24 protein-coding genes and 1 tRNA gene are annotated in these 16,458 nt (G+C 61.7%); all 25 read right to left on the bottom strand.

All coding sequences use genetic code 11. From position 1 onward, the window contains the following. Positions 1-322: 322 nt before the first annotated feature. Positions 323-571: a hypothetical protein gene (locus ACLZOT_RS31590; RefSeq protein WP_416972530.1), complete on the bottom strand. Its 249-nt coding sequence runs from the start codon at positions 569-571 to the stop codon at positions 323-325. A gap of 140 nt (positions 572-711) precedes the next feature. After that, complete coding sequence (locus ACLZOT_RS31585; RefSeq protein ID WP_416972529.1) at positions 712-1,056, bottom strand: histone-like nucleoid-structuring protein Lsr2; 345 nt, start codon at positions 1,054-1,056, stop codon at positions 712-714. A 190-nt stretch (positions 1,057-1,246) separates the two neighbouring features. Then, positions 1,247-2,095, bottom strand: a complete 849-nt coding sequence (locus tag ACLZOT_RS31580) for a hypothetical protein (RefSeq protein ID WP_416972528.1) — start codon at positions 2,093-2,095, stop codon at positions 1,247-1,249. 146 nt (positions 2,096-2,241) lie between these two features. Then, positions 2,242-3,666, bottom strand: coding sequence for a DUF3987 domain-containing protein (locus tag ACLZOT_RS31575; protein ID WP_416972527.1), 1,425 nt, complete (start codon positions 3,664-3,666; stop codon positions 2,242-2,244). Positions 3,667-3,757: 91 nt separating this feature from the next. Beyond that, positions 3,758-4,081: a hypothetical protein gene (locus ACLZOT_RS31570; RefSeq protein WP_416972526.1), complete on the bottom strand. Its 324-nt coding sequence runs from the start codon at positions 4,079-4,081 to the stop codon at positions 3,758-3,760. After that, on the bottom strand, positions 4,078-4,305 hold the full coding sequence (locus ACLZOT_RS31565) for a hypothetical protein (RefSeq protein WP_416972525.1): 228 nt from the start codon (positions 4,303-4,305) through the stop codon (positions 4,078-4,080). Before ACLZOT_RS31565 ends, ACLZOT_RS31570 begins: the two co-directional genes overlap by 4 nt. Next, positions 4,305-4,778, bottom strand: coding sequence for a hypothetical protein (locus ACLZOT_RS31560; protein ID WP_416972524.1), 474 nt, complete (start codon positions 4,776-4,778; stop codon positions 4,305-4,307). Before ACLZOT_RS31560 ends, ACLZOT_RS31565 begins: the two co-directional genes overlap by 1 nt. Before the next feature lie 224 nt (positions 4,779-5,002). Continuing rightward, positions 5,003-5,743, bottom strand: a complete 741-nt coding sequence (locus tag ACLZOT_RS31555; RefSeq protein WP_416972523.1) for a hypothetical protein — start codon at positions 5,741-5,743, stop codon at positions 5,003-5,005. A gap of 50 nt (positions 5,744-5,793) precedes the next feature. Continuing rightward, positions 5,794-6,090: a hypothetical protein gene (locus tag ACLZOT_RS31550; RefSeq protein ID WP_416972522.1), complete on the bottom strand. Its 297-nt coding sequence runs from the start codon at positions 6,088-6,090 to the stop codon at positions 5,794-5,796. A gap of 74 nt (positions 6,091-6,164) precedes the next feature. Next, positions 6,165-6,473 carry a hypothetical protein gene (locus ACLZOT_RS31545; RefSeq protein ID WP_416972521.1) on the bottom strand — a complete coding sequence of 103 codons (309 nt, stop codon included), beginning with the start codon at positions 6,471-6,473 and terminating at the stop codon, positions 6,165-6,167. Positions 6,474-6,705: 232 nt separating this feature from the next. Beyond that, positions 6,706-7,041 (bottom strand): hypothetical protein, encoded by a 336-nt coding sequence (locus tag ACLZOT_RS31540; RefSeq protein ID WP_416972520.1) that lies wholly within the window; start codon positions 7,039-7,041, stop codon positions 6,706-6,708. A 26-nt stretch (positions 7,042-7,067) separates the two neighbouring features. Next, complete coding sequence (locus ACLZOT_RS31535) at positions 7,068-7,832, bottom strand: hypothetical protein (RefSeq protein ID WP_416972519.1); 765 nt, start codon at positions 7,830-7,832, stop codon at positions 7,068-7,070. Between the two features lie 123 nt (positions 7,833-7,955). Continuing rightward, the gene (locus ACLZOT_RS31530) at positions 7,956-8,084 is read right to left on the bottom strand and encodes a hypothetical protein (RefSeq protein WP_416972518.1); all 129 of its coding nucleotides are present in this window, start codon (positions 8,082-8,084) and stop codon (positions 7,956-7,958) included. A 65-nt stretch (positions 8,085-8,149) separates the two neighbouring features. Then, entirely contained in the window at positions 8,150-8,428 is a 279-nt protein-coding gene (locus tag ACLZOT_RS31525) for a hypothetical protein (RefSeq protein ID WP_416972517.1), read from the bottom strand. A 105-nt stretch (positions 8,429-8,533) separates the two neighbouring features. After that, positions 8,534-8,863, bottom strand: coding sequence for a hypothetical protein (locus tag ACLZOT_RS31520; RefSeq protein ID WP_416972516.1), 330 nt, complete (start codon positions 8,861-8,863; stop codon positions 8,534-8,536). Continuing rightward, the gene (locus tag ACLZOT_RS31515) at positions 8,860-9,015 is read right to left on the bottom strand and encodes a hypothetical protein (protein WP_416972515.1); all 156 of its coding nucleotides are present in this window, start codon (positions 9,013-9,015) and stop codon (positions 8,860-8,862) included. Before ACLZOT_RS31515 ends, ACLZOT_RS31520 begins: the two co-directional genes overlap by 4 nt. A 288-nt stretch (positions 9,016-9,303) precedes the next feature. Then, the gene (locus ACLZOT_RS31510; RefSeq protein WP_416972514.1) at positions 9,304-9,555 is read right to left on the bottom strand and encodes a hypothetical protein; all 252 of its coding nucleotides are present in this window, start codon (positions 9,553-9,555) and stop codon (positions 9,304-9,306) included. A 2-nt stretch (positions 9,556-9,557) separates the two neighbouring features. Further along, on the bottom strand, positions 9,558-9,866 hold the full coding sequence (locus ACLZOT_RS31505) for a hypothetical protein (protein ID WP_416972513.1): 309 nt from the start codon (positions 9,864-9,866) through the stop codon (positions 9,558-9,560). A gap of 1 nt (position 9,867) precedes the next feature. Then, positions 9,868-10,209, bottom strand: coding sequence for a hypothetical protein (locus ACLZOT_RS31500; RefSeq protein ID WP_416972512.1), 342 nt, complete (start codon positions 10,207-10,209; stop codon positions 9,868-9,870). A gap of 92 nt (positions 10,210-10,301) precedes the next feature. Continuing rightward, on the bottom strand, positions 10,302-10,592 hold the full coding sequence (locus tag ACLZOT_RS31495) for a hypothetical protein (protein WP_416972511.1): 291 nt from the start codon (positions 10,590-10,592) through the stop codon (positions 10,302-10,304). A gap of 2,373 nt (positions 10,593-12,965) precedes the next feature. Next, the gene (gene fabI / locus ACLZOT_RS31490; RefSeq protein ID WP_416972510.1) at positions 12,966-13,745 is read right to left on the bottom strand and encodes an enoyl-ACP reductase FabI; all 780 of its coding nucleotides are present in this window, start codon (positions 13,743-13,745) and stop codon (positions 12,966-12,968) included. Continuing rightward, positions 13,742-14,518 (bottom strand): phosphopantetheine-binding protein, encoded by a 777-nt coding sequence (locus ACLZOT_RS31485; RefSeq protein ID WP_416972509.1) that lies wholly within the window; start codon positions 14,516-14,518, stop codon positions 13,742-13,744. The genes fabI and ACLZOT_RS31485 overlap by 4 nt, the downstream gene beginning before the upstream one ends. Positions 14,519-14,522: 4 nt before the next feature. After that, positions 14,523-15,698 carry a radical SAM protein gene (locus ACLZOT_RS31480; protein ID WP_416972508.1) on the bottom strand — a complete coding sequence of 392 codons (1,176 nt, stop codon included), beginning with the start codon at positions 15,696-15,698 and terminating at the stop codon, positions 14,523-14,525. Between the two features lie 55 nt (positions 15,699-15,753). Then, positions 15,754-15,851: transfer RNA gene (locus ACLZOT_RS31475), tRNA-OTHER, on the bottom strand. Positions 15,852-16,022: 171 nt separating this feature from the next. Continuing rightward, on the bottom strand, positions 16,023-16,457 hold the full coding sequence (locus tag ACLZOT_RS31470) for a DUF6082 family protein (protein ID WP_416972507.1): 435 nt from the start codon (positions 16,455-16,457) through the stop codon (positions 16,023-16,025). Between the last annotated feature and the right edge of the window lies 1 nt (position 16,458).

The following is a 16,458-nucleotide window of genomic DNA, read 5'->3' as shown; positions in this document are numbered from 1 at the left end:
GAATAGCCCGGGAAAGACCCGGGCCAGTCCACCCAGGTCCCTGAGACTTCGCGAAAGTAGCTCTCCGCTTTCCCTCCTTCTTCTCCATACGAGCGGTTTCCCTTTCCAGCCACTCCCGCATCTCGTCAGCACCCATCGCACTCTCCCCCATGCTCACTCCCCCGGCTTCACGCAAATCATGGTGACGTCCGTGACGACGTCACGGACCTCCAGCTCTGCCTTGCGCTCCTGCGCCGTGCCCTTGTTGTACGCCACGGCGGACGTGTGCCGGGCTCCGCCGGCACTCCACTGAACCCGGTAGCTTTCCACAAGATCCCCTCTCTCAGCTCAGGTGAAGCGGCTTGTGGGGGCGGTTGTTCTTCCACGTCTCCGTGATGTTCTCCCCGTCCTCGTAGACCTGGATCGAGTAGCCGTAGGGGGTGAGGGCGCCGGACTCGCGGGCCTCCGTCTCTCCGTGCTCCTCGATGTCCTCGGCCGCAGCCGCCTTCATGGCCGCAAACGCAGCGTCGTAGTCCTCGAAGGTGCCGAGCGTCCCCGCGCTCTCGCCCTCCAACTGGAACTCGTCTCCCACTGTCCCTCTCCTCTCAGGCGTCTTACGGCACATCGTGCCGTACCCCACGGGCGGCCCCCGGGGGCCGCTTTACTCCTCATCAACGAGAAGCGGCCCACCCCTGTAGGGATGGGCCGCTCACCTGCTTGTGCTGCGTCGTGTTACGCGGTCGCCGCCGCGTACGCCTGCTGGATGTTCGCGGGGATGCGGCCACGGTCGTTGACGTCGTAGCCGTTCTGCTTCGCCCACACCCGAATCGCGGCCGTGTCCTGCTTGCCACGCGCAGACACCGCGCCACGCGCCCGAGCAATACCCGGGGCCGTCTTGCCCCGACGTGCCTTGTCAACGTACGGCGCCATGGCCTTGCGGAACTTCTTGGCGTTCGCCTCGCTCAAGTCGATCTCGTACGCCTTGCCATCCACCATGAACGTAACGGTTTCCGCGCCTTCACCAGCCTCCTTGCCGGTGAGGTCGTCGATGAGGGTGATAACCGTCTTCTGAGCCACTTGTGATTCCTGCCTGTCTCGTGTCCGTGAGCGTGGATCACATGCCGTCCCTTCACGTAATCCATACGGAGGCTTTCATATGTCCAGCCCCCGCCTCAACCTTTTTCGGATTCCTGCTGTCTCCGCGCCCTCCCGGAGGACGACGGAGGACCCCCAACACCCCTTCCAGTCAGGGAAGTTGGAGAGTGCTTTACCTGATGGGAATGAACCTGTCGGGCGTCAGGTAGCCCACCAATTCGCCCGTCACCACGTGCCTGACCGGCTGTCCTTCAGGGACTTCGGCCTCGACCTGGTGGCCGTCCTCCTGGTCCTGGCCCTCGCCCTTCTCCGGGGGATACGCCCACCAGATCTGAGCCGCAATGGCGCCCTCCCACAGGGTCTCGCCGTCATCGGAAGTGATCCGGTACCGCCCCCGATCTGCCGACAGGGTGGCCAAAGTGCCGCTCGTCGTCGGCATCGAGGAGCGCTTTCCGCCCTTCCCCCCGAAGAGGCAAGGGAAGTTCACTCCGACCCGATCCGCCCGCACAGCGGGAATGTCCCCGATCGGGCTGTGCATCCATTCGCCCGCCTTCGGCCGCTGTGCCGCCCGGATCTCCCCGTTACCGGGGAACAGGGTCACCCACGTCTGACGCGTCGCCGGATCGGTTCCGGCCTCACCCACGCACACTCGAATCGCCTCGACCTGGTGGCCGTTACGGGTCGCCTTCACCTTCTTCGGCACCGCCAAGAGCGTGCCCACACGGGTCACCTCGTGCCCCCTCGTGTCCGATCCGAGGGCGCTCACATAGTCGCCCGGATTGACCAGAGCAACCATCTTCTTCAGCTCGTCCATCATTTTCTCTTTCTCCCAGTTAGGTGAACGGTGTCTGTTTCCGTGCTCCTGGCTGTCGTGGAGCACCTTCAAATCAGGCGCCTTCAACTGGTCGGCGCAGACGTCGCAGTCACAGGTGTGACCGACACAAAGCCAGCAGTCCACGACGTCACACAGCCGATCCGGCCCGTACCCGTCGCCCCGGTTGTATGAGTAGGGGTAGAGCACGTGCTCTCGCTCGTACCGGTGGCCGTGGGCCAACGACACACCCGGGCACGGGGACTTGGACGCCCGCGCTCTCTCCTCGGTCGTCCAGGCCGCGCGGCATCCGGCGCACTGGTGGCGGCCCTCCGGCCGCAGTCTCGCGCGGTGTTTCACGTGCGGACCTTCTCAGGTACCGCCTTCTTTGCCGGGGCCTTCTTCACGGGAGCCGCCTTACGGGCGGTCTTCCGCCGAGGTGCCGGCTGAGCGGCAACGGCCTTCTTGGACGCCGTCTTACGGGCGGGGGGCGCCGCTTTTTTCGCGGCCGTCCGCCTCTTCGGGGGAGCCTCCACGGGCAAGGACTCGGGGCGGACAGGGACCAGGCGGTACACCAGCGGGTTGGGACCAGGACGCACCTGTTGCTGTCTCACGATCTCGACGTCCGCCATGCCGCTGGCCGTGTCGAAGAGCTGAGCCGCCGAATACTTAGACGAGAACGCCCGGAGCAACTGCGCGCTCGTCATCTCACCCCCGTACGCTTCCAGCTTCTGACGGATCTTCACGTCCAGAGGCGCAACCGTGCGAGACTTCCGCACGCCCTCTTGAGAAATGAGCTGCTTCACAGACGTGATGGAGTAGTCCACAAAGGCTTTTGCGGCGTTCAGAGCTTTGATCGTAAGCACTGTCTTCCGTTCGGCTGCGGTAAGGACGCACGCCACCCGCAAAACCTGATCGGATGCCCGCGCGAAGTAGCAAGAGACCTCGTCGGGAAGCTCTTCCAGGGCCGCCCTGTACTCGTCTCGTATCGTGTCGAAGTGGTCAGCCGACGCGTTACTGAATGTGATCCTGCGCGGCTCTTTCCGAGACCATTCGTAGGCCAGTCGGAGAGAGCTGTTCACTCGCACCTTGTCCAGGGGGTTGCCTTCCATTTTTATCCGGGAGGAAAAATATTTGGACGGCTCGACCATGACCGGGAGGAGACGGTTGTAAGAGCCTCCCTGAGCGTCCTTGCGGCTCGTGTACTCGGCCCACAACAACGGCTGAATGTGCGCGTGGAACCCGAGGGAGGGCCGCTCAACGGTGACCTCTACCCCCTTGCCGTCCCGCTTCGTGATATTAGAGATCGGTTTTCCGTCCCACGCTGTACGGAGAAAGCCGCTGTATTTGGGGCACCTCTTTACCATGCTGAGGATGTTCTCCCATTCCTCGTCCACGAGCACCACTCGGCCGTCAAGTCCCAGCCCGGAGGTAAGGGAATCCTGTTCCCGCTCCCACAGCGTCTGTACGAGCGACGGGCCCGACGCAATTCCGCCCTTCCTGCGGCTCTTGATCCAGTCTCCAATGCTGTCCTTGAGGACAGCCACGGCAGCGTCAAAAGCCGCTCCCTTGCCCGCACTGGTGTTCCCGGCAAGGACCGTCCACACTACGACGGGCCGCCCATCCGGTTGTGCAACAGTGTCGGTGATCGCGGCCGAGTACAGCGCCAACACAGCAGCGTGCACCCCGATCGGATCGCCCTCCGTGTGCGGCATTGCCGCCCTTACTGCGGCCCCGATGGGCCCATAATCCATCGACTTGTAGCGCGCTTTCTCGTCCACCCTTTTCCTTCCTTTCTCTGCTTCACGGACGGGGAGTGAGCGTCCATGGATCGGGCCGGACCTGTCCCTGTCCGGCCCTCACCAAAGCCGCTCAGCTTTCCGAGTCGTCGTCCTCATCAAGGCCGAGTGTCGCGTTCAGAATGTCCGAGGAAGCCTTACGCGCAGAATTCGCACTCTCCCGGAACGCCCGTGCCGCGTAGTGATACCCGGAGTTGGTCATCCAAGACTTATCCTGCGTGGCCTTGACTTCCTGATCAGCCTGCCCGGCCTCGTACGCGGATTGGGCCTTCTTTTCCGACTTGCCCATGTGGTCGATGTAGACCTGTAGCGCGGTACGAATGATGACCTCGTGTCGACTCAGTACCTCGTGATAGCGGATTAGCTCTTTTTCCATGCCGTATTCGATGGCGCTCACTTGCCCCCCTCATACGTAACGATCTCGGTACCGATGGCCTCTATCCCGCCCTCAGTCGGGTCCAGGTCGTATCCCTTCTGGCTCAGCAACAACCAGACCTGATGCTTAATCAGGGGTTGACGTCTCAGCGGATGAGCCGAGACCTCCATGGACTCTTCCCGCGTGGTTCCCTCTTCGGAGAGAACGGGGAACCACACCCGGTAAACAATCCACTCTGCACTCATCAGGACTCTCCCTCTTCCGTAATTTTCAGAACTCCCTCATGCCCCATGGCCTTTGCGACCCACTGAATCGCACCCTCACGTGAAACGAACGCTCCCTTCTTGGGAAGCGGGGCCCCTTCGGCCTCGTCCCACGTAAGGCACTCGATCCAATAGCAGTCGCTGCCCACCCTGCCTACCCGGGCAGTTCCGTTGGGGAAGGTGACAAGAGCGCCGCCCGGCTCGATTTGGTCGACATGGACCGTCACGGGAATGCACTCGCGCTCGTCCACCACACGCGCGGAGAACTGCACAATGCGCGTGAACGGGTGCTCATACTGGATCTCCTCCAGTGCGGCCCGAGCCTGCTCCTCGGTCGGATGCTGAGAGACAGGCACAAACTCCCACTTGATTGTGTCCTCTCTGGCGTACTCGACCTGATAGACAACTCGGTCGTCAGCGAGGCCGATGAGTTGTGCGAGGGTCTCGAACTCCACTTGCGGGCGCCTCTTTCTCTGTCCAGCCGCATACTCAGCAGCGGCCACGTGCGCGAGGGCGCAGGCGGCTGCACGCGGATTCGCGTAGCGGCTGGCGACCTCTCCCAGCTCCTTGCACAGCCCCGCGAAGGCCCGCACCCGGAAGGGCGGATCAGAGATGCCGGCTGCGATCCGGGCTCGGGCTCGGGCGTGCTCGACGTCCAGGCGCCATCTCCCTGTACGGCTCACGCGTCCGCCTCCCCGAGCTGGGCGACGAACCGCACCAGCCCCGACCGGTACGGCACCTGAGGATGCCTCTCAGAGGTCCACTGGACGGTGTAGATGTGCTCAGGCGCCCAGTGCTCGGCCTCGACCTGGACGACGCGGCCGACCCGGTCAGGGAACCGCTCGTGCGTGACGTCGTTGCCTACGGCGAACTCCGGCTCAGGCGCTTGAAGTTCACCCCGGTCGACAGCCTTCAGGAAGGCAGTCCAGACGTCGGCGGGTATCCGGCCCCGCATACCCACGCGATATCCAGCCTGGATACCCCACTCTCGGGCCGCGCGAATGCGGTACGCCTCCGAGGCCAGCCACGCACGCCTGTCACGCTCCGCCGTGCGGCTCACGTCGTCGTGCTGCCTGTACTCCGTCAGTACCTGGATCTCCCTGAGTCTCCGCTCATGAGCGACGATCGAGACATACAGGCGGATCTCTGGGGGAGTCACGGGCAACCCGTCGCCCTCTATGCGGTAACCCCGCTGCACCATCAAGGCCCGTACAAGTGCGGGATCGGGATCGCTCTCTCGGCCACTCAACGGGACCCCGGGCATGCCAAGCGCCACGGTCCGCGTAATCGACCATTCCCCGTACCGCCAGAAGACCCGGTCAGTGCTTTCGAGCCCCAAGGGAACGATCTGTTCCCAGGCGCCTTCCATGACTTCTCCGGAATCAGCTACTACCGCTTCCGCCTCTATGAGGGTGGCCACGGACGCAACTACCGTCCCGTGGCGTACTACTTCAAACATGGCTAGCCTTTCTAAACGAGCTTCTCCGGGTGCCAGGTGAGCGCGTTCTCTCGCGCAGCTGCGAGCACCGCCAACACCTCACCCGACGGTTCGGGAATAGCCCCGAGGACGCGGCGCACCGCCGAGTGAAACGTTCTCTCATCCGGGGTGTAGGGCCAGATCGTCAGCCGGGGAACCTTCCAGCACCCGTATTCCTCCAACGTCTCGGGGTTCCGCACGATCATCTCTACGCCCTCGACTCTGGGCGTCCACCGGACATCCACGCGGACAGTTGCGGTAATTCCGACTGCAACATGGTCAGCGTTCATAAATGCTCCTTTCTAGTTGCCGAGCAAAAGGCGCGGCGGCTCTGTCCCCCACCGCCGCGCCTCAAGCTCACCGACTAGCTACGAGCCTCGTTCAACGCCTTGATGGCCGCCTCCCGCAGTTCCTTGGGGTGGCATCCCCGATGCCTGCGGGCACGGCGCATGTGGCTGTAGTACATGACGCCCTGCCAGTTCTCTCCGCCGTCGCATCCCAGAAGGCAGCGCACTTTCCAGTGCGTATCGCTCCCCGGGTAAGGTGCGAGCGGCTCCCAGCCCAACCCGCGAATGCGGGAAATCGCCTTGGTAGCCGCCTGAATGTTGCGCGGGCTCGCGCCGGTCTTCAGGACCGGATCAAGGTCCGGTATTTCCTCGTTCTGATCGGACATCTCTTTCCCTTCCTCCTAGTTGTCTCCGTGATTGCGGGCATGGATGAGGTCAACGCCCCCATCGGGGCAGTGCGGGCACGGCACGGCTCTTTCCCGCTCGCGCTGTTCCCTGGTCACCTTGACCTCACCCCCACATGCACCACAGGTCATAAGCATTCAAATTCTCCTGTCGGTAGATGCGAAAAGGGCACGGAAGATCTGTCCCTTACCCTCCGTGCCCTGAAAACCGCGTCTATTCCTCGCGCTGCCGACGACTACGGCAGGACGCACAGAACCGGCACGGGTCCACGATCTGAACCCTGTGGTTCTTGAGCATTCCCCGGGACCAGTCGGATTCCAGTTGCGATGAATCCCCGCTTTTCATCGCGGCGGTGGCAGCGCGCCAAAGGCGATAGCCCTCGGGGTCGACGTCCCGCCATTCCGCGTAAGTGGCGTCCCGCTTCTGCGTGTTCTCCGCAAGTTCGGCGTCCGTATACACCTCGGGCACCGGACGGGTACCCGCCCCATTCGGGTAGGTGTAGTAGAAAGCCCCGGGCTCACTCGCGTAGAGGTAGAACCGCAGATTCATCGCGATTGTTATAGACGTACGGCGCATCACTTCCCGCCCCTCTTGCGCTCACGCAGCATTTCCACGGCCTCACGCTCGATGATCCGCAGCAAGTCATTCGGGAGCGTGGCGTTTTCCTGCCCGTGGTCCTCCCGCATGTAAATGGCGTACATGCCCTCTGCATGCTCCAACGCACGCGTCCATTCGCTGTACGCGTCCATGCGTGGCCGAGCGTTCAGGTCAAGCGGGTAGCGTGCGAAATGCCCCCGCCAGTACTGGAGTTCGGCCAGAGGCCGGACCACACGGCTAAGCGCGATCCACATGTTCCGTTCTGTGGCCGTGACCGCTTTCAGGGCGCCCTCTCGAAGCGTCGGAAGGTCAAGTGAAGGAGTGCCCCTCTCCCCGATGATCGGCTCGTCAGGGATAAGCCCGTACTGTGTCCGGTATTCCTCTATCCGGATACTCTCCCACCCCTTCCAAAGGCCCGAGTGTTCCCCGCACAGAATCGTGCGTACTCTGACCGCTTTGGGTATTTCGGTACGGACAACGACCCCCGGATACGGGCAATGACTCCCTTCCCGAACCCGGTAGACCTCGCACAGGAATTCGCCCTTCACGGCCGTCTGTGCAATCTCCGCGCTCGCGGCTTCACCAACCCACACGTGCTTGCTCTCTGGTGCAACCCATTCGTAGGCGAACCACTTCTCCGGGTGCGGGTCACTGTCCACCCGGACGACGTACCCCCCGTATTCTTCCGAGGACTGCGCCCCCAGATAGAACGAGCCGTCGGTTCCCTGTCTCCACTGAGCCATAAGGCCCCCTTTCTAGATGATTTCCATGCCTCTGAGCTTGTCTCTAGAGACTGGCCGAGTAGGGCATGGGTGATCTCCGCCCGGAAAACCGGGTGACCTTCCCATGCCCTCTACGGTCAATCGCTAGCGGCACACGTGCCCGAATCCGTCAGCGCCGGAACGGCAGGCGCCATCGCGGAAGCCGTCGTTGAACGCGTCCACTTCCGCCCGCTCAATGCGGGGGCCCATGTCCGCCCGCACGATCTCCGCCATCGCCTTAGCGGTACCGCCTATGACACACAGGACCGAGAGCGCGATCATTCCGATACGTGCGCGCATCAATCCGTCGCCGTAATCTCGGCGCCGACACGCTCACGCTCGAACTCACGCATCCTCGTAATGCCGTGCTCCACGGTTTTGGACGTCATCTTGAAAGCGACAACGCGCGGCTTTCGGAGTCCAGACCAGTACTCGGGCCGCCTATGGGCGACATTCCAGATACTTCCGTCCGCCATCTCAACGACGTCACGCCGGGAGATCGCCACGTCTCTCATTTCGAACGACACTCGACGTACCACCTTGAGTAGCACGACCTTGCCGTCATCCAAGCTGATCACGCTTTCTCCTCTTGTTCGGGCATGAAAAAGGCACGGCCGTCTGTCCCTGTCAGCCGTGCCCGGATTTCTGCTGCGGCCGGCACACCCAAGGGTGCCCCGGAGTCCCTACGCCTCTCGACGGTCGCCGCAAGCCAAGGCGAACTCATGCGATATGACGTTCTGCCGGTCCCTGGGAACGCCCCCGTATTTGTGGTGCAGCGCGCTTCCCTCGAAGAACTCGAAATCGTCTTCCGGAAGGTAAACCGCGTAGCGGAATTCACCCTCGTCCGGCCAACGGTCCGCGCTGGCTTCGTTCAGGGCATCCCGCACTCGCTCAATCTGCTGCAACTTTGTCTTGGACCGGAACCGTCGAACTCGCCTATCGAATCCGTCCCGGAGATGCTCCCAGTCGTCCTCAGACAGGTAGAGGACGTAGCGGTACAAAGCACTACTCACGCGCTCTCTCCTTCTCGCGTACGCAGCTCCCGCCGCAACACGCGGAAGGTGTGGATGTCCTCGTTACGAATATTCCAGTGGCGGACCGAACCGCACTGCTCGATCTGATACCGCTTCACCAAAAGCTCACGCCGGATATCGTCCGTACTCATGGCGGTTATCTCCCGCCAATGCTCCCGACGCGCAGAGGACAGCGTGAGAGCGTCTCTACGCGTCAGAGAGCGGATTACCTCTGCCCGCTTTTCCGGGTCGCTCATGTCCCCGTAAAAAGACCCGTACATGTCCAAGTAGGCGGAGTAATTCCGCTTACGCTCCGGACGTACCTTGACGTATATCAAGGATCTCCCCTCAACCGACCAACACGCCCTTTTGGCGCAGTAGGTAGAGGAAGGCACGGCCGTCTGTCCCTTTCGGCCCTGCCCTCGTGACTACCAACTACGTCAGTGCAGACTCTCGCAGTTGTGCGCTGCTGAGCCCATGCGGACACCCAAGCGGTAGAAGTGCCCCGGCAAGAGTTCGCCGCTCTTCTCAAGAGCGCTCACCAACTCTTCAAGGTCCCACCCCTCGTAATCCCAGTGAGACCCCTTGCACTCTTCAGCGGTTTCGGGGAACCACTCTCCGAGCGCCTTAGCCATGTGCTCTTCGCACAAGGTCACGTCGGCAGGCGAGTAATAGAAGTACTTCTGAAGCACCGCTATACCCCTTCCTTGGGCAGGATCACAGCCCCGGTCTGGACATAGGCGCGTCCGCTTTCGCAGACTCCGCAGATGTGACCCAAAGGACGGAAGATCAGGAAAGCGTGCAGCGTCTCACTGGCAAGCATCACTTCCGATTTCTGCATGGCGTGATCCGCGCACAGAACCATGCATTCAGCCGGGTTCCAGGGGGATTGCCTGAACACGGTGAAGAGCACCACATCGGTCACGCCCTGTGCGCGTACCTGTGACGCCAGTCGAGTAATACCCGCCTTGAAGGTAGTAACCCGCTTCGAGTCGTTGTGCATTTCAAGCCGCCTTGTGGTTCTCGCAGTTGCAGCCGGGCATGTTCGTGCAGTACATAGCCGCGTATCCGTGACGCTGGAGTACCAAGTTCGCCCGGTACTTGACGTTTCCGGAAAGCCACCACTCAACGCGCTTGACGCCCGATTCCCAGTCGTCACCCACCTGAGCCGGACTAGGTCCCCCTTCAAAGGGTTCCGTGAACACCCAAAACGTCACGTCACCCCCAATGACCTTCTCCCCGCGCTTCTCCATGTGCACTTGCACGTTAGCGTTCATGCTCAGCCACACAGTCAGCACGAGAGAACTACCTATCTCCTGCTTCCTGATCTCACCTATTGCGGGCATGGTTTCCCTTCTCTGTCCCACTACATTCCTTGTTCGTAATGGGTGATGGGGCGCACGGAAATCTGTCCCTGTTTCCCGTGCGCCCGACACCCCTACGACAACGGGGTGACTCGGATGTTAATGTCCGCCACGCCCGCATAGCCGGTCATGAAAATGTCCCGCTTAACGCGCTGCACCGTGCGGGGATCGGCGAAAGGAATCATCAGATTCCCTATGAAATCGATCATGTTTCCCCACGCCGGAACCTTGGCACCGAAAACCCCGTCGGAGTCCTTGACACTCACCAGGAAACCGGGGTGGTCCCGGTATTCACGGTGAAACGAGTAGCTACCGACAGGGATGGTCCCGCGCTCGCGCTTGACTCCCTCAACGGCCATCGCCATTGCCACCCCTCAGGATCGCTGTACGGCCCTCTCGGGCCCTTTTGGAGTGCTTCACACAACTCCCCTAGACAGACCCACTCTCAGACGCGTAGAGACGCACTGAAGAGGTTCAGCGAGTATCAGTCGCCGTGACCCCCCTGGTTCGCACGCTGGAAACGTCGTGTTGGGTCGGTCTGCCGTAGGCAATCATGGAATGCGTTTTCCCGGCCTGTTTGGCAGTCCCGCCGGGCGAACTCTTCCGTGGCCGGATCAGGCACCACGGGCGGATTTTTTATTCGCGGGTCTCTCACCTTGACCCAACACACCCCACCCCTACCGGACCTAGCCGGATACTCATGCTGTGTGCTGCCCGTTTTCTGCCACGTAGCTACGGCGTTCCTGTTAGCGGTTATCCGGTCACTGCCGGGCCGTTCCTGCTATTCACTGTGTGGGTTTGGGGAGGCACTCTCACTCCCGCACACCAACCTCTGATCCGCGTTCTGCGTGAACCCCGTTTCCGCATCCCCGCTCAGCGGGTGGTACTCCGGGGCCGCTCTCGTTCGGTGCGGTTGGTGTTGCGAGACAGAACATTGCCTCTATTCATCGCGGGAGGCAACTTCTGAGAAAAGGATCGGGAGAGGAACCGCGCACCCGCACGTAGAGGCAAGAAGCAGCAGGTCAGACGGCTCACGCCCGCATGAACAAACGACATAAATAGGTACACAGCACCCTTGGAGAATCCCGTATCGCGGGAGGCAACTTTTTGCTTGTGCTTTACCTTTACATAGGTCACTAAGGTCTATATCGACCCCACCCGTTACCTTCGCGTGACCATACTGGACGGCCTCAATATACCCATACCCCGTATATAGATGGGTTGATATCGGGCATGGCAATTCACCCCATCATGTCAGCATTAATGCCGATATCGCTGTGACTCAGCTCACAAAACTAGTGGGAGTGAGTGCGCCCTCTGGGGCGCCCCTCCCTGGGTCCGGTCCCCACTCGCCCCTCACCACCGACACCCCCCACTCCCCCTCGCCCCTATCTGTGCACCCTTTACCGGTGTGCAGCATTAATGTTCACAAGCGCACAAGACATTAATTGTGCACACCCAAAGCTGTGCACAAATAACCCGGGGGTAATGCAATTATTATGAACACGAGGGACCGCAGGGGGCGCCTTCCTTCCATCGTGTACGGGTTTAAAGACTTTCACGAACGCACAACCTGGCCCCGCCCTCAACCCCCTCCAGACCCCTCCGCGGCCCCGCTGGCCGGCACCTCGGGCCCCCTGGCCCTCGCCGGGACCGTAATGGTGCATCACCTGAGGGTGCAACAACATTATTGGTGTGGCCTCGCCCACACTTCGGCTTCCCTGCGTCCGAGGTTGGCTCAGAGGACGCGTAGGTTATTTATGGCGGCCCGGGTTATATACCCGGGTCCGGCAGCTCTGACAGCCATTCGTTCAAGCGCTCTAGGTCCCTGTGCCAGGCTCTCGTCTGGTCCCCGTTGGCCTGGAGGGCGACCACTACCGGATCGATGATGTCCCACTCGCACGCGGCCTCGTGGCCTCTGGGTAAAAGGCAGAAGTCTCCGCTTCGCTCCTTGTAGCAGTGAGGTATAAGGCTCAGATAGCTGACAGCGGGTTCGTCATCCCAGCAGTAGAAAACAACGTCCTCAGAGTCAGGGATCGGCCTCAAGAAGGCCGCATGGAAATCGTGGGGTTCATCGGACAACTCACACTGGTAGGAGCCATCCGGCTCATAGTCGTAGGCTCGGATATCACAGGGAGCTATCTCGAATGATTGACTCGCCAGGGTGATGGATAAGGCCCTCATCGAGGGGCATCGTAGGGGCATTTAGTGTGCTCCGAATATTACCGGTAGCCGTCGGTATCGCCGTGCTCAGCTATCCGTTGGGTTGCCTCATCGTCCAAAGCAGACAGTTCTTCGGCTAGAGGGTCAACGACCTCCCAACTGTGCCCTAGCTTGTGGCCCTCAAATAAATGGCATCGCCACCTTTTTTCGTTGAGGATTCCGCACAGCGATAGCTGATCAAACCTGTGCTTGGCAGTGCTCGTGTGGCCCCAGAAAAGCCATAAGCTGACACTCCCTCGTCTACAGTTAAGCCAGATGCTCGAAGCGTGTGGGATCTTCTTGCTGTGTGCTTGGAGTTCGCATCCTGCGTAGGTTCCTGGGCCTACCTCTGCATCTGGGAAAACAGGCCCTTGCCCTCCTGGAAGCGCGTGTAGAGCGAGGAACCACTCTATTTCGGGGATCAGGATCATAGAGGTGCATGGAGCTGGCACAGCAATTTCTCCGAACGGTTTGGATCAGCGCAAAGGAAAAGGCCCCGGAAGCAGAGCCGGGGCCTTCACCTCTCGTGCGGTTGTTCAGGCGCCGAGGGCGGAGAATCCTCCGTCTACGTGCAAGACCTGTCCGGTGATGGCTCGGGCAGCGTCGCTCAGCAAGAAAGTGACCGTGTCAGCCACGGGAGTTGCGTCCGAGGTGTCCCAGCCCAGAGGAGCCCGCTCGGGCCATACCTTGGCCAGCTCATCAAAGCCAGGAATGGACTTGCCGGCCATGGTGGTGATCGGCCCGGAGTCGACCGCGTTGACGCGAATACCCTTGGGGCCGAGGTCGCGCGCAAGGTAGCGGTTGATGGACTCCAATGCTGCCTTCGTCGGCCCCATCCAGTCGTAGACCGGCCAGGCCACTGCCGCGTTGAAGGTCAGGCTCACGACCGAGGCGCCTCGCTCGGACTTCTCAAGGAGAGGCAGCACGCTGACGACGAGGCTCTGAAGCGAGTACGCCGAAACGTGCATGGCGGTGGCTACGGACTCGAACGGGGTGTTGAGGAAGTTCCCGCCGAGGGCGTCTTGAGGTGCGAACGCTACGGCGTGGACAACGCCGTCGAGCTGCTCCCAGTGGCTACGGACTTGTTCGGCCAGTGCCTGGAGGTCTTCAGGCTTCGTGATGTCCGCAGACAGGCAGTCAACGGGTGCCTTAGGCAGTCGGCCCGCGATGCGGCCCATGATGGAGCTGGGCCTACCCGGAGCGTTGGCCAGGATGACGTCAGCTCCCTGGCGCAGCGCCGATTCCGCGATCTTGTACCCCATCGACGTCTCGGTCAGAACGCCGAACACGAGGATCTTCTTGTCGGTCAAGTTCATGTGTTCGCCTCGAATTCCCTTCGCCACAGGCCGCATAATCCGTCCTGGTATTGGCCGTAGAAGTTGTGCAGGCTGGTGGTCAGACCCCACCTCTGGAGAGTCTCCTCGTCCAGCGGCGTGACATGGGTGGGGTCTTGTGCCAGAACATCCACCCTTTTGCTGTTGGGAGTCGTCACCACGAACCCCGCGAGCGCACTTTCCTTCATGCGCTCGATGAGGGATTCCGGATTCTCCAGGTGTTCCAGCACTTCCAGGGCGGCGTACCAGTTCACCGACCGCGCAGGCTTCCAGGTGAGCAGGTCGAACGTTCCGTCTATCCACGCATCCATCGGCGCATACCGGCCTCGCCAGCCGTATTCGACCCGGAGGAAGTAGTCCAGTTCGGTGTGTCCGGCTCCGAGGTCCACCAGGATTTCCGTGTCGTTGAGGCCGTACTGACGCAACAGGCTGCTCGCCGCGCGGAATCGGTTGGCCCGTTCGAAGTGGAGGCTTACATGGCCGCGCAAGTACTCCTCCGCCTGGGCGATACGGCTTGCGGGGGCGCTGGAGTACTGCCGTACGGCGTCCTCCAGATCGCCTACCGTCTTGAGCCTGCCCGTGGCCTCGTCCGGGATGGCGCAGTGAGTCAGCTTCTCCAGGGCGGTCACCGTTTCCATCAAGGCGAGGCTGTCCATCCCGAGGCCGCTGAACAGCGACTGGGACCGGTCGGCGCACTGTTCTCGCGGTCTGCCGCTAACCGTGCCCAGTGTGGCCGTTACGAGATGCATGATCATGAACTCAACCCTCCCGGGCGGGGAGGGGCGGGAGGGGGATGAAGGTACGTCGGCGTCCTCCGGGCTCGGCCTGCCCGGTCGTGTGCTCGAACCGGTCGATCAGGAGCTTGCAGGAGCCGCAGAAGCTGCCGCAGGTCATCTTGTCTGTGACTGCCGGCGGCACAATGTCGCTGACCCCCTTCAGCCCGTGCCCAGCGCGCACCTTGCCCACGTAGGCGGAAGAGTTGATGCGGCCGAGGATGCTCCGGAAAGACTCCTCGAAGAGGTTCCCGAACCCCAGCTTTTCCGGCACGTTGAAGGCCGCGCAGGAGTAGAGGTCTCCATTGACCTTCATGAGCGCGCAGGGAAGAACGTACGTGCCAACCGTGGGGGCAAAGCAGTCGTAGCACGCCCCCATCCAGCGCGTCACGGTGGTTTCCCCGGGCCGGTTGATGGGGGCCTGGTGGTCGAGGCGCTCGTTTTCCAGGTAGACCCGCATCGTGGAGTGAACCCGGTCGTGAGGGAAGTCGCCATACATCTGCTCGTAGAGCGCCAGCAGCTCGTAGATGCGGTGGTTGCGGTCCGAGGGGTCCGCCAGGCTGGATACGGCGATGGTCAGCTCGCGGTCCGTGAACTCGGTGCTCACGTAGCGGATGATCCGCGCGATACGGTCCAGCGGCGTTGTCTGTTCGCCTATGGACACCATCAGCAGCGGCACGAAGATGCGGTTGTTGAGGAGCCCGGCGTGGACCAGGCGCTCGAAGACGCGCTGGCATCCCTTCTCGGAGCCCCAAATGCCGTTCGTCGTGATCTTGCCGATGTCGACGGTGCCGCGCGCCAGTTCCATGAAGCGGTAGAGCTGGCGGGAGGATACGAACGGCTCGCCGCCGGTGATGGCGACGGACGGCAGGCCCACGTCAGCGAACTCGCCTATGAGACGGGCGAGTTGTACATCGGAAAGGGTCACGCCGTCGGCTACGGACTTGGCTCCCATGCCGCAGGACTTGCAGGTGTCGTTACATCGGTCCGTCAGCTCGAATTCGACGCGTAACGGGCGGTACGGGCCAGCCGGGAGTTTTACGGCCTCCCAGCCCGCGCGGATGAGGTCGAAGGGGTTTTCCACCTGAACCGCGTACTTTCCGGTGTAGGGGACGACGGTTCCGTGTCCGTCGATGTAGGTGTGTGCACCCTCTTTGATCATCTCGGATACCGCCTTTCGTTTGGGCCGTCGAAGACCGCTCTACTGCGATCTAAAGTCCCCCTGTCCGGACTCGAACCGGAGTCTTCACCACTACCTACAAGATCGAAAAGCGGAAGGATCGCGGTGTGCTCTTCCTGACTTAGCTACAGGGGGTTTGTGGTTGTGCAGGGCGCTCGATCACCCATCTTTCGCCGTCGGGAGACGGGTGATCGAGCAGCCCCCTCGCCCGGTTTCGCTCCGGGATCTCGGCTAGGAGTGGCCGTTCTAGTTGTCACAAGAACTAGCCGCGCTCTGCAATTGAGCTACGAGGGGAAGTCTGGTCCGCTAGAGAGCGGAAGACTTTTCGTGCTCCCAATATGCGGCGTCTGCGAGCACATTGAAAAGATGGTCACGTGTGGTCTGGGCCGCTCTTATACGGCGTTCCCTGGCGTTCTCCCAGAACCCCCGATTGATCGCGGGCTCCATGAACGCCTTCAAGGAATCCTGGATGACGGATGCCGAGAAGTGTCCGACAGCCAGTCCCATCCCCCAGAAGGCGAGCTGACGATTCGCCAGGAGATATTGGGTTGCCACTTCCGGTTCAGTTTCGGGCCACACCACCGACGCCAGCACATCGTCACTCGCTATGTCTCGAAGCAAGTCGGCGTGCTGTGCCATGACCGCGACCCGCCTCATCTGCCTGTGCCGGCGCTCCGCCAGGGCGATGTGTACGACTCCGATACCAAGACCCGCCAGACCGATAACGGTGCTCGTCTTCAAC

Source organism: Streptomyces sp. 4F14 (assembly GCF_048159485.1).
In the GTDB taxonomy this organism is placed as follows: Bacteria; Actinomycetota; Actinomycetes; order Streptomycetales; family Streptomycetaceae; genus Streptomyces.
This window is presented reverse-complemented; position numbering and strand designations above follow the sequence as displayed.

Excerpts from the sequence above, each read along its gene's own strand:
- ACLZOT_RS31500 (WP_416972512.1), bottom strand. The coding sequence starts at position 10,209 with ATGCCCGCAATAGGTGAGATCAGGAAGCAGGAGATAGGTAGTTCTCTC.
- ACLZOT_RS31515 (WP_416972515.1), bottom strand. The coding sequence starts at position 9,015 with ATGAGTACGGACGATATCCGGCGTGAGCTTTTGGTGAAGCGGTATCAG.
- ACLZOT_RS31545 (WP_416972521.1), bottom strand. The coding sequence starts at position 6,473 with ATGTCCGATCAGAACGAGGAAATACCGGACCTTGATCCGGTCCTGAAG.
- ACLZOT_RS31565 (WP_416972525.1), bottom strand. The coding sequence starts at position 4,305 with ATGAGTGCAGAGTGGATTGTTTACCGGGTGTGGTTCCCCGTTCTCTCC.
- ACLZOT_RS31485 (WP_416972509.1), bottom strand. The coding sequence starts at position 14,518 with ATGATCATGCATCTCGTAACGGCCACACTGGGCACGGTTAGCGGCAGA.
- ACLZOT_RS31505 (WP_416972513.1), bottom strand. The coding sequence starts at position 9,866 with ATGCACAACGACTCGAAGCGGGTTACTACCTTCAAGGCGGGTATTACT.
- ACLZOT_RS31550 (WP_416972522.1), bottom strand. The coding sequence starts at position 6,090 with ATGAACGCTGACCATGTTGCAGTCGGAATTACCGCAACTGTCCGCGTG.
- ACLZOT_RS31480 (WP_416972508.1), bottom strand. The coding sequence starts at position 15,698 with ATGATCAAAGAGGGTGCACACACCTACATCGACGGACACGGAACCGTC.
- ACLZOT_RS31530 (WP_416972518.1), bottom strand. The coding sequence starts at position 8,084 with ATGGCGGAGATCGTGCGGGCGGACATGGGCCCCCGCATTGAGCGGGCG.
- ACLZOT_RS31535 (WP_416972519.1), bottom strand. The coding sequence starts at position 7,832 with ATGGCTCAGTGGAGACAGGGAACCGACGGCTCGTTCTATCTGGGGGCG.
- ACLZOT_RS31540 (WP_416972520.1), bottom strand. The coding sequence starts at position 7,041 with ATGAATCTGCGGTTCTACCTCTACGCGAGTGAGCCCGGGGCTTTCTAC.
- fabI (WP_416972510.1), bottom strand. The coding sequence starts at position 13,745 with ATGAACTTGACCGACAAGAAGATCCTCGTGTTCGGCGTTCTGACCGAG.
- ACLZOT_RS31495 (WP_416972511.1), bottom strand. The coding sequence starts at position 10,592 with ATGGCGATGGCCGTTGAGGGAGTCAAGCGCGAGCGCGGGACCATCCCT.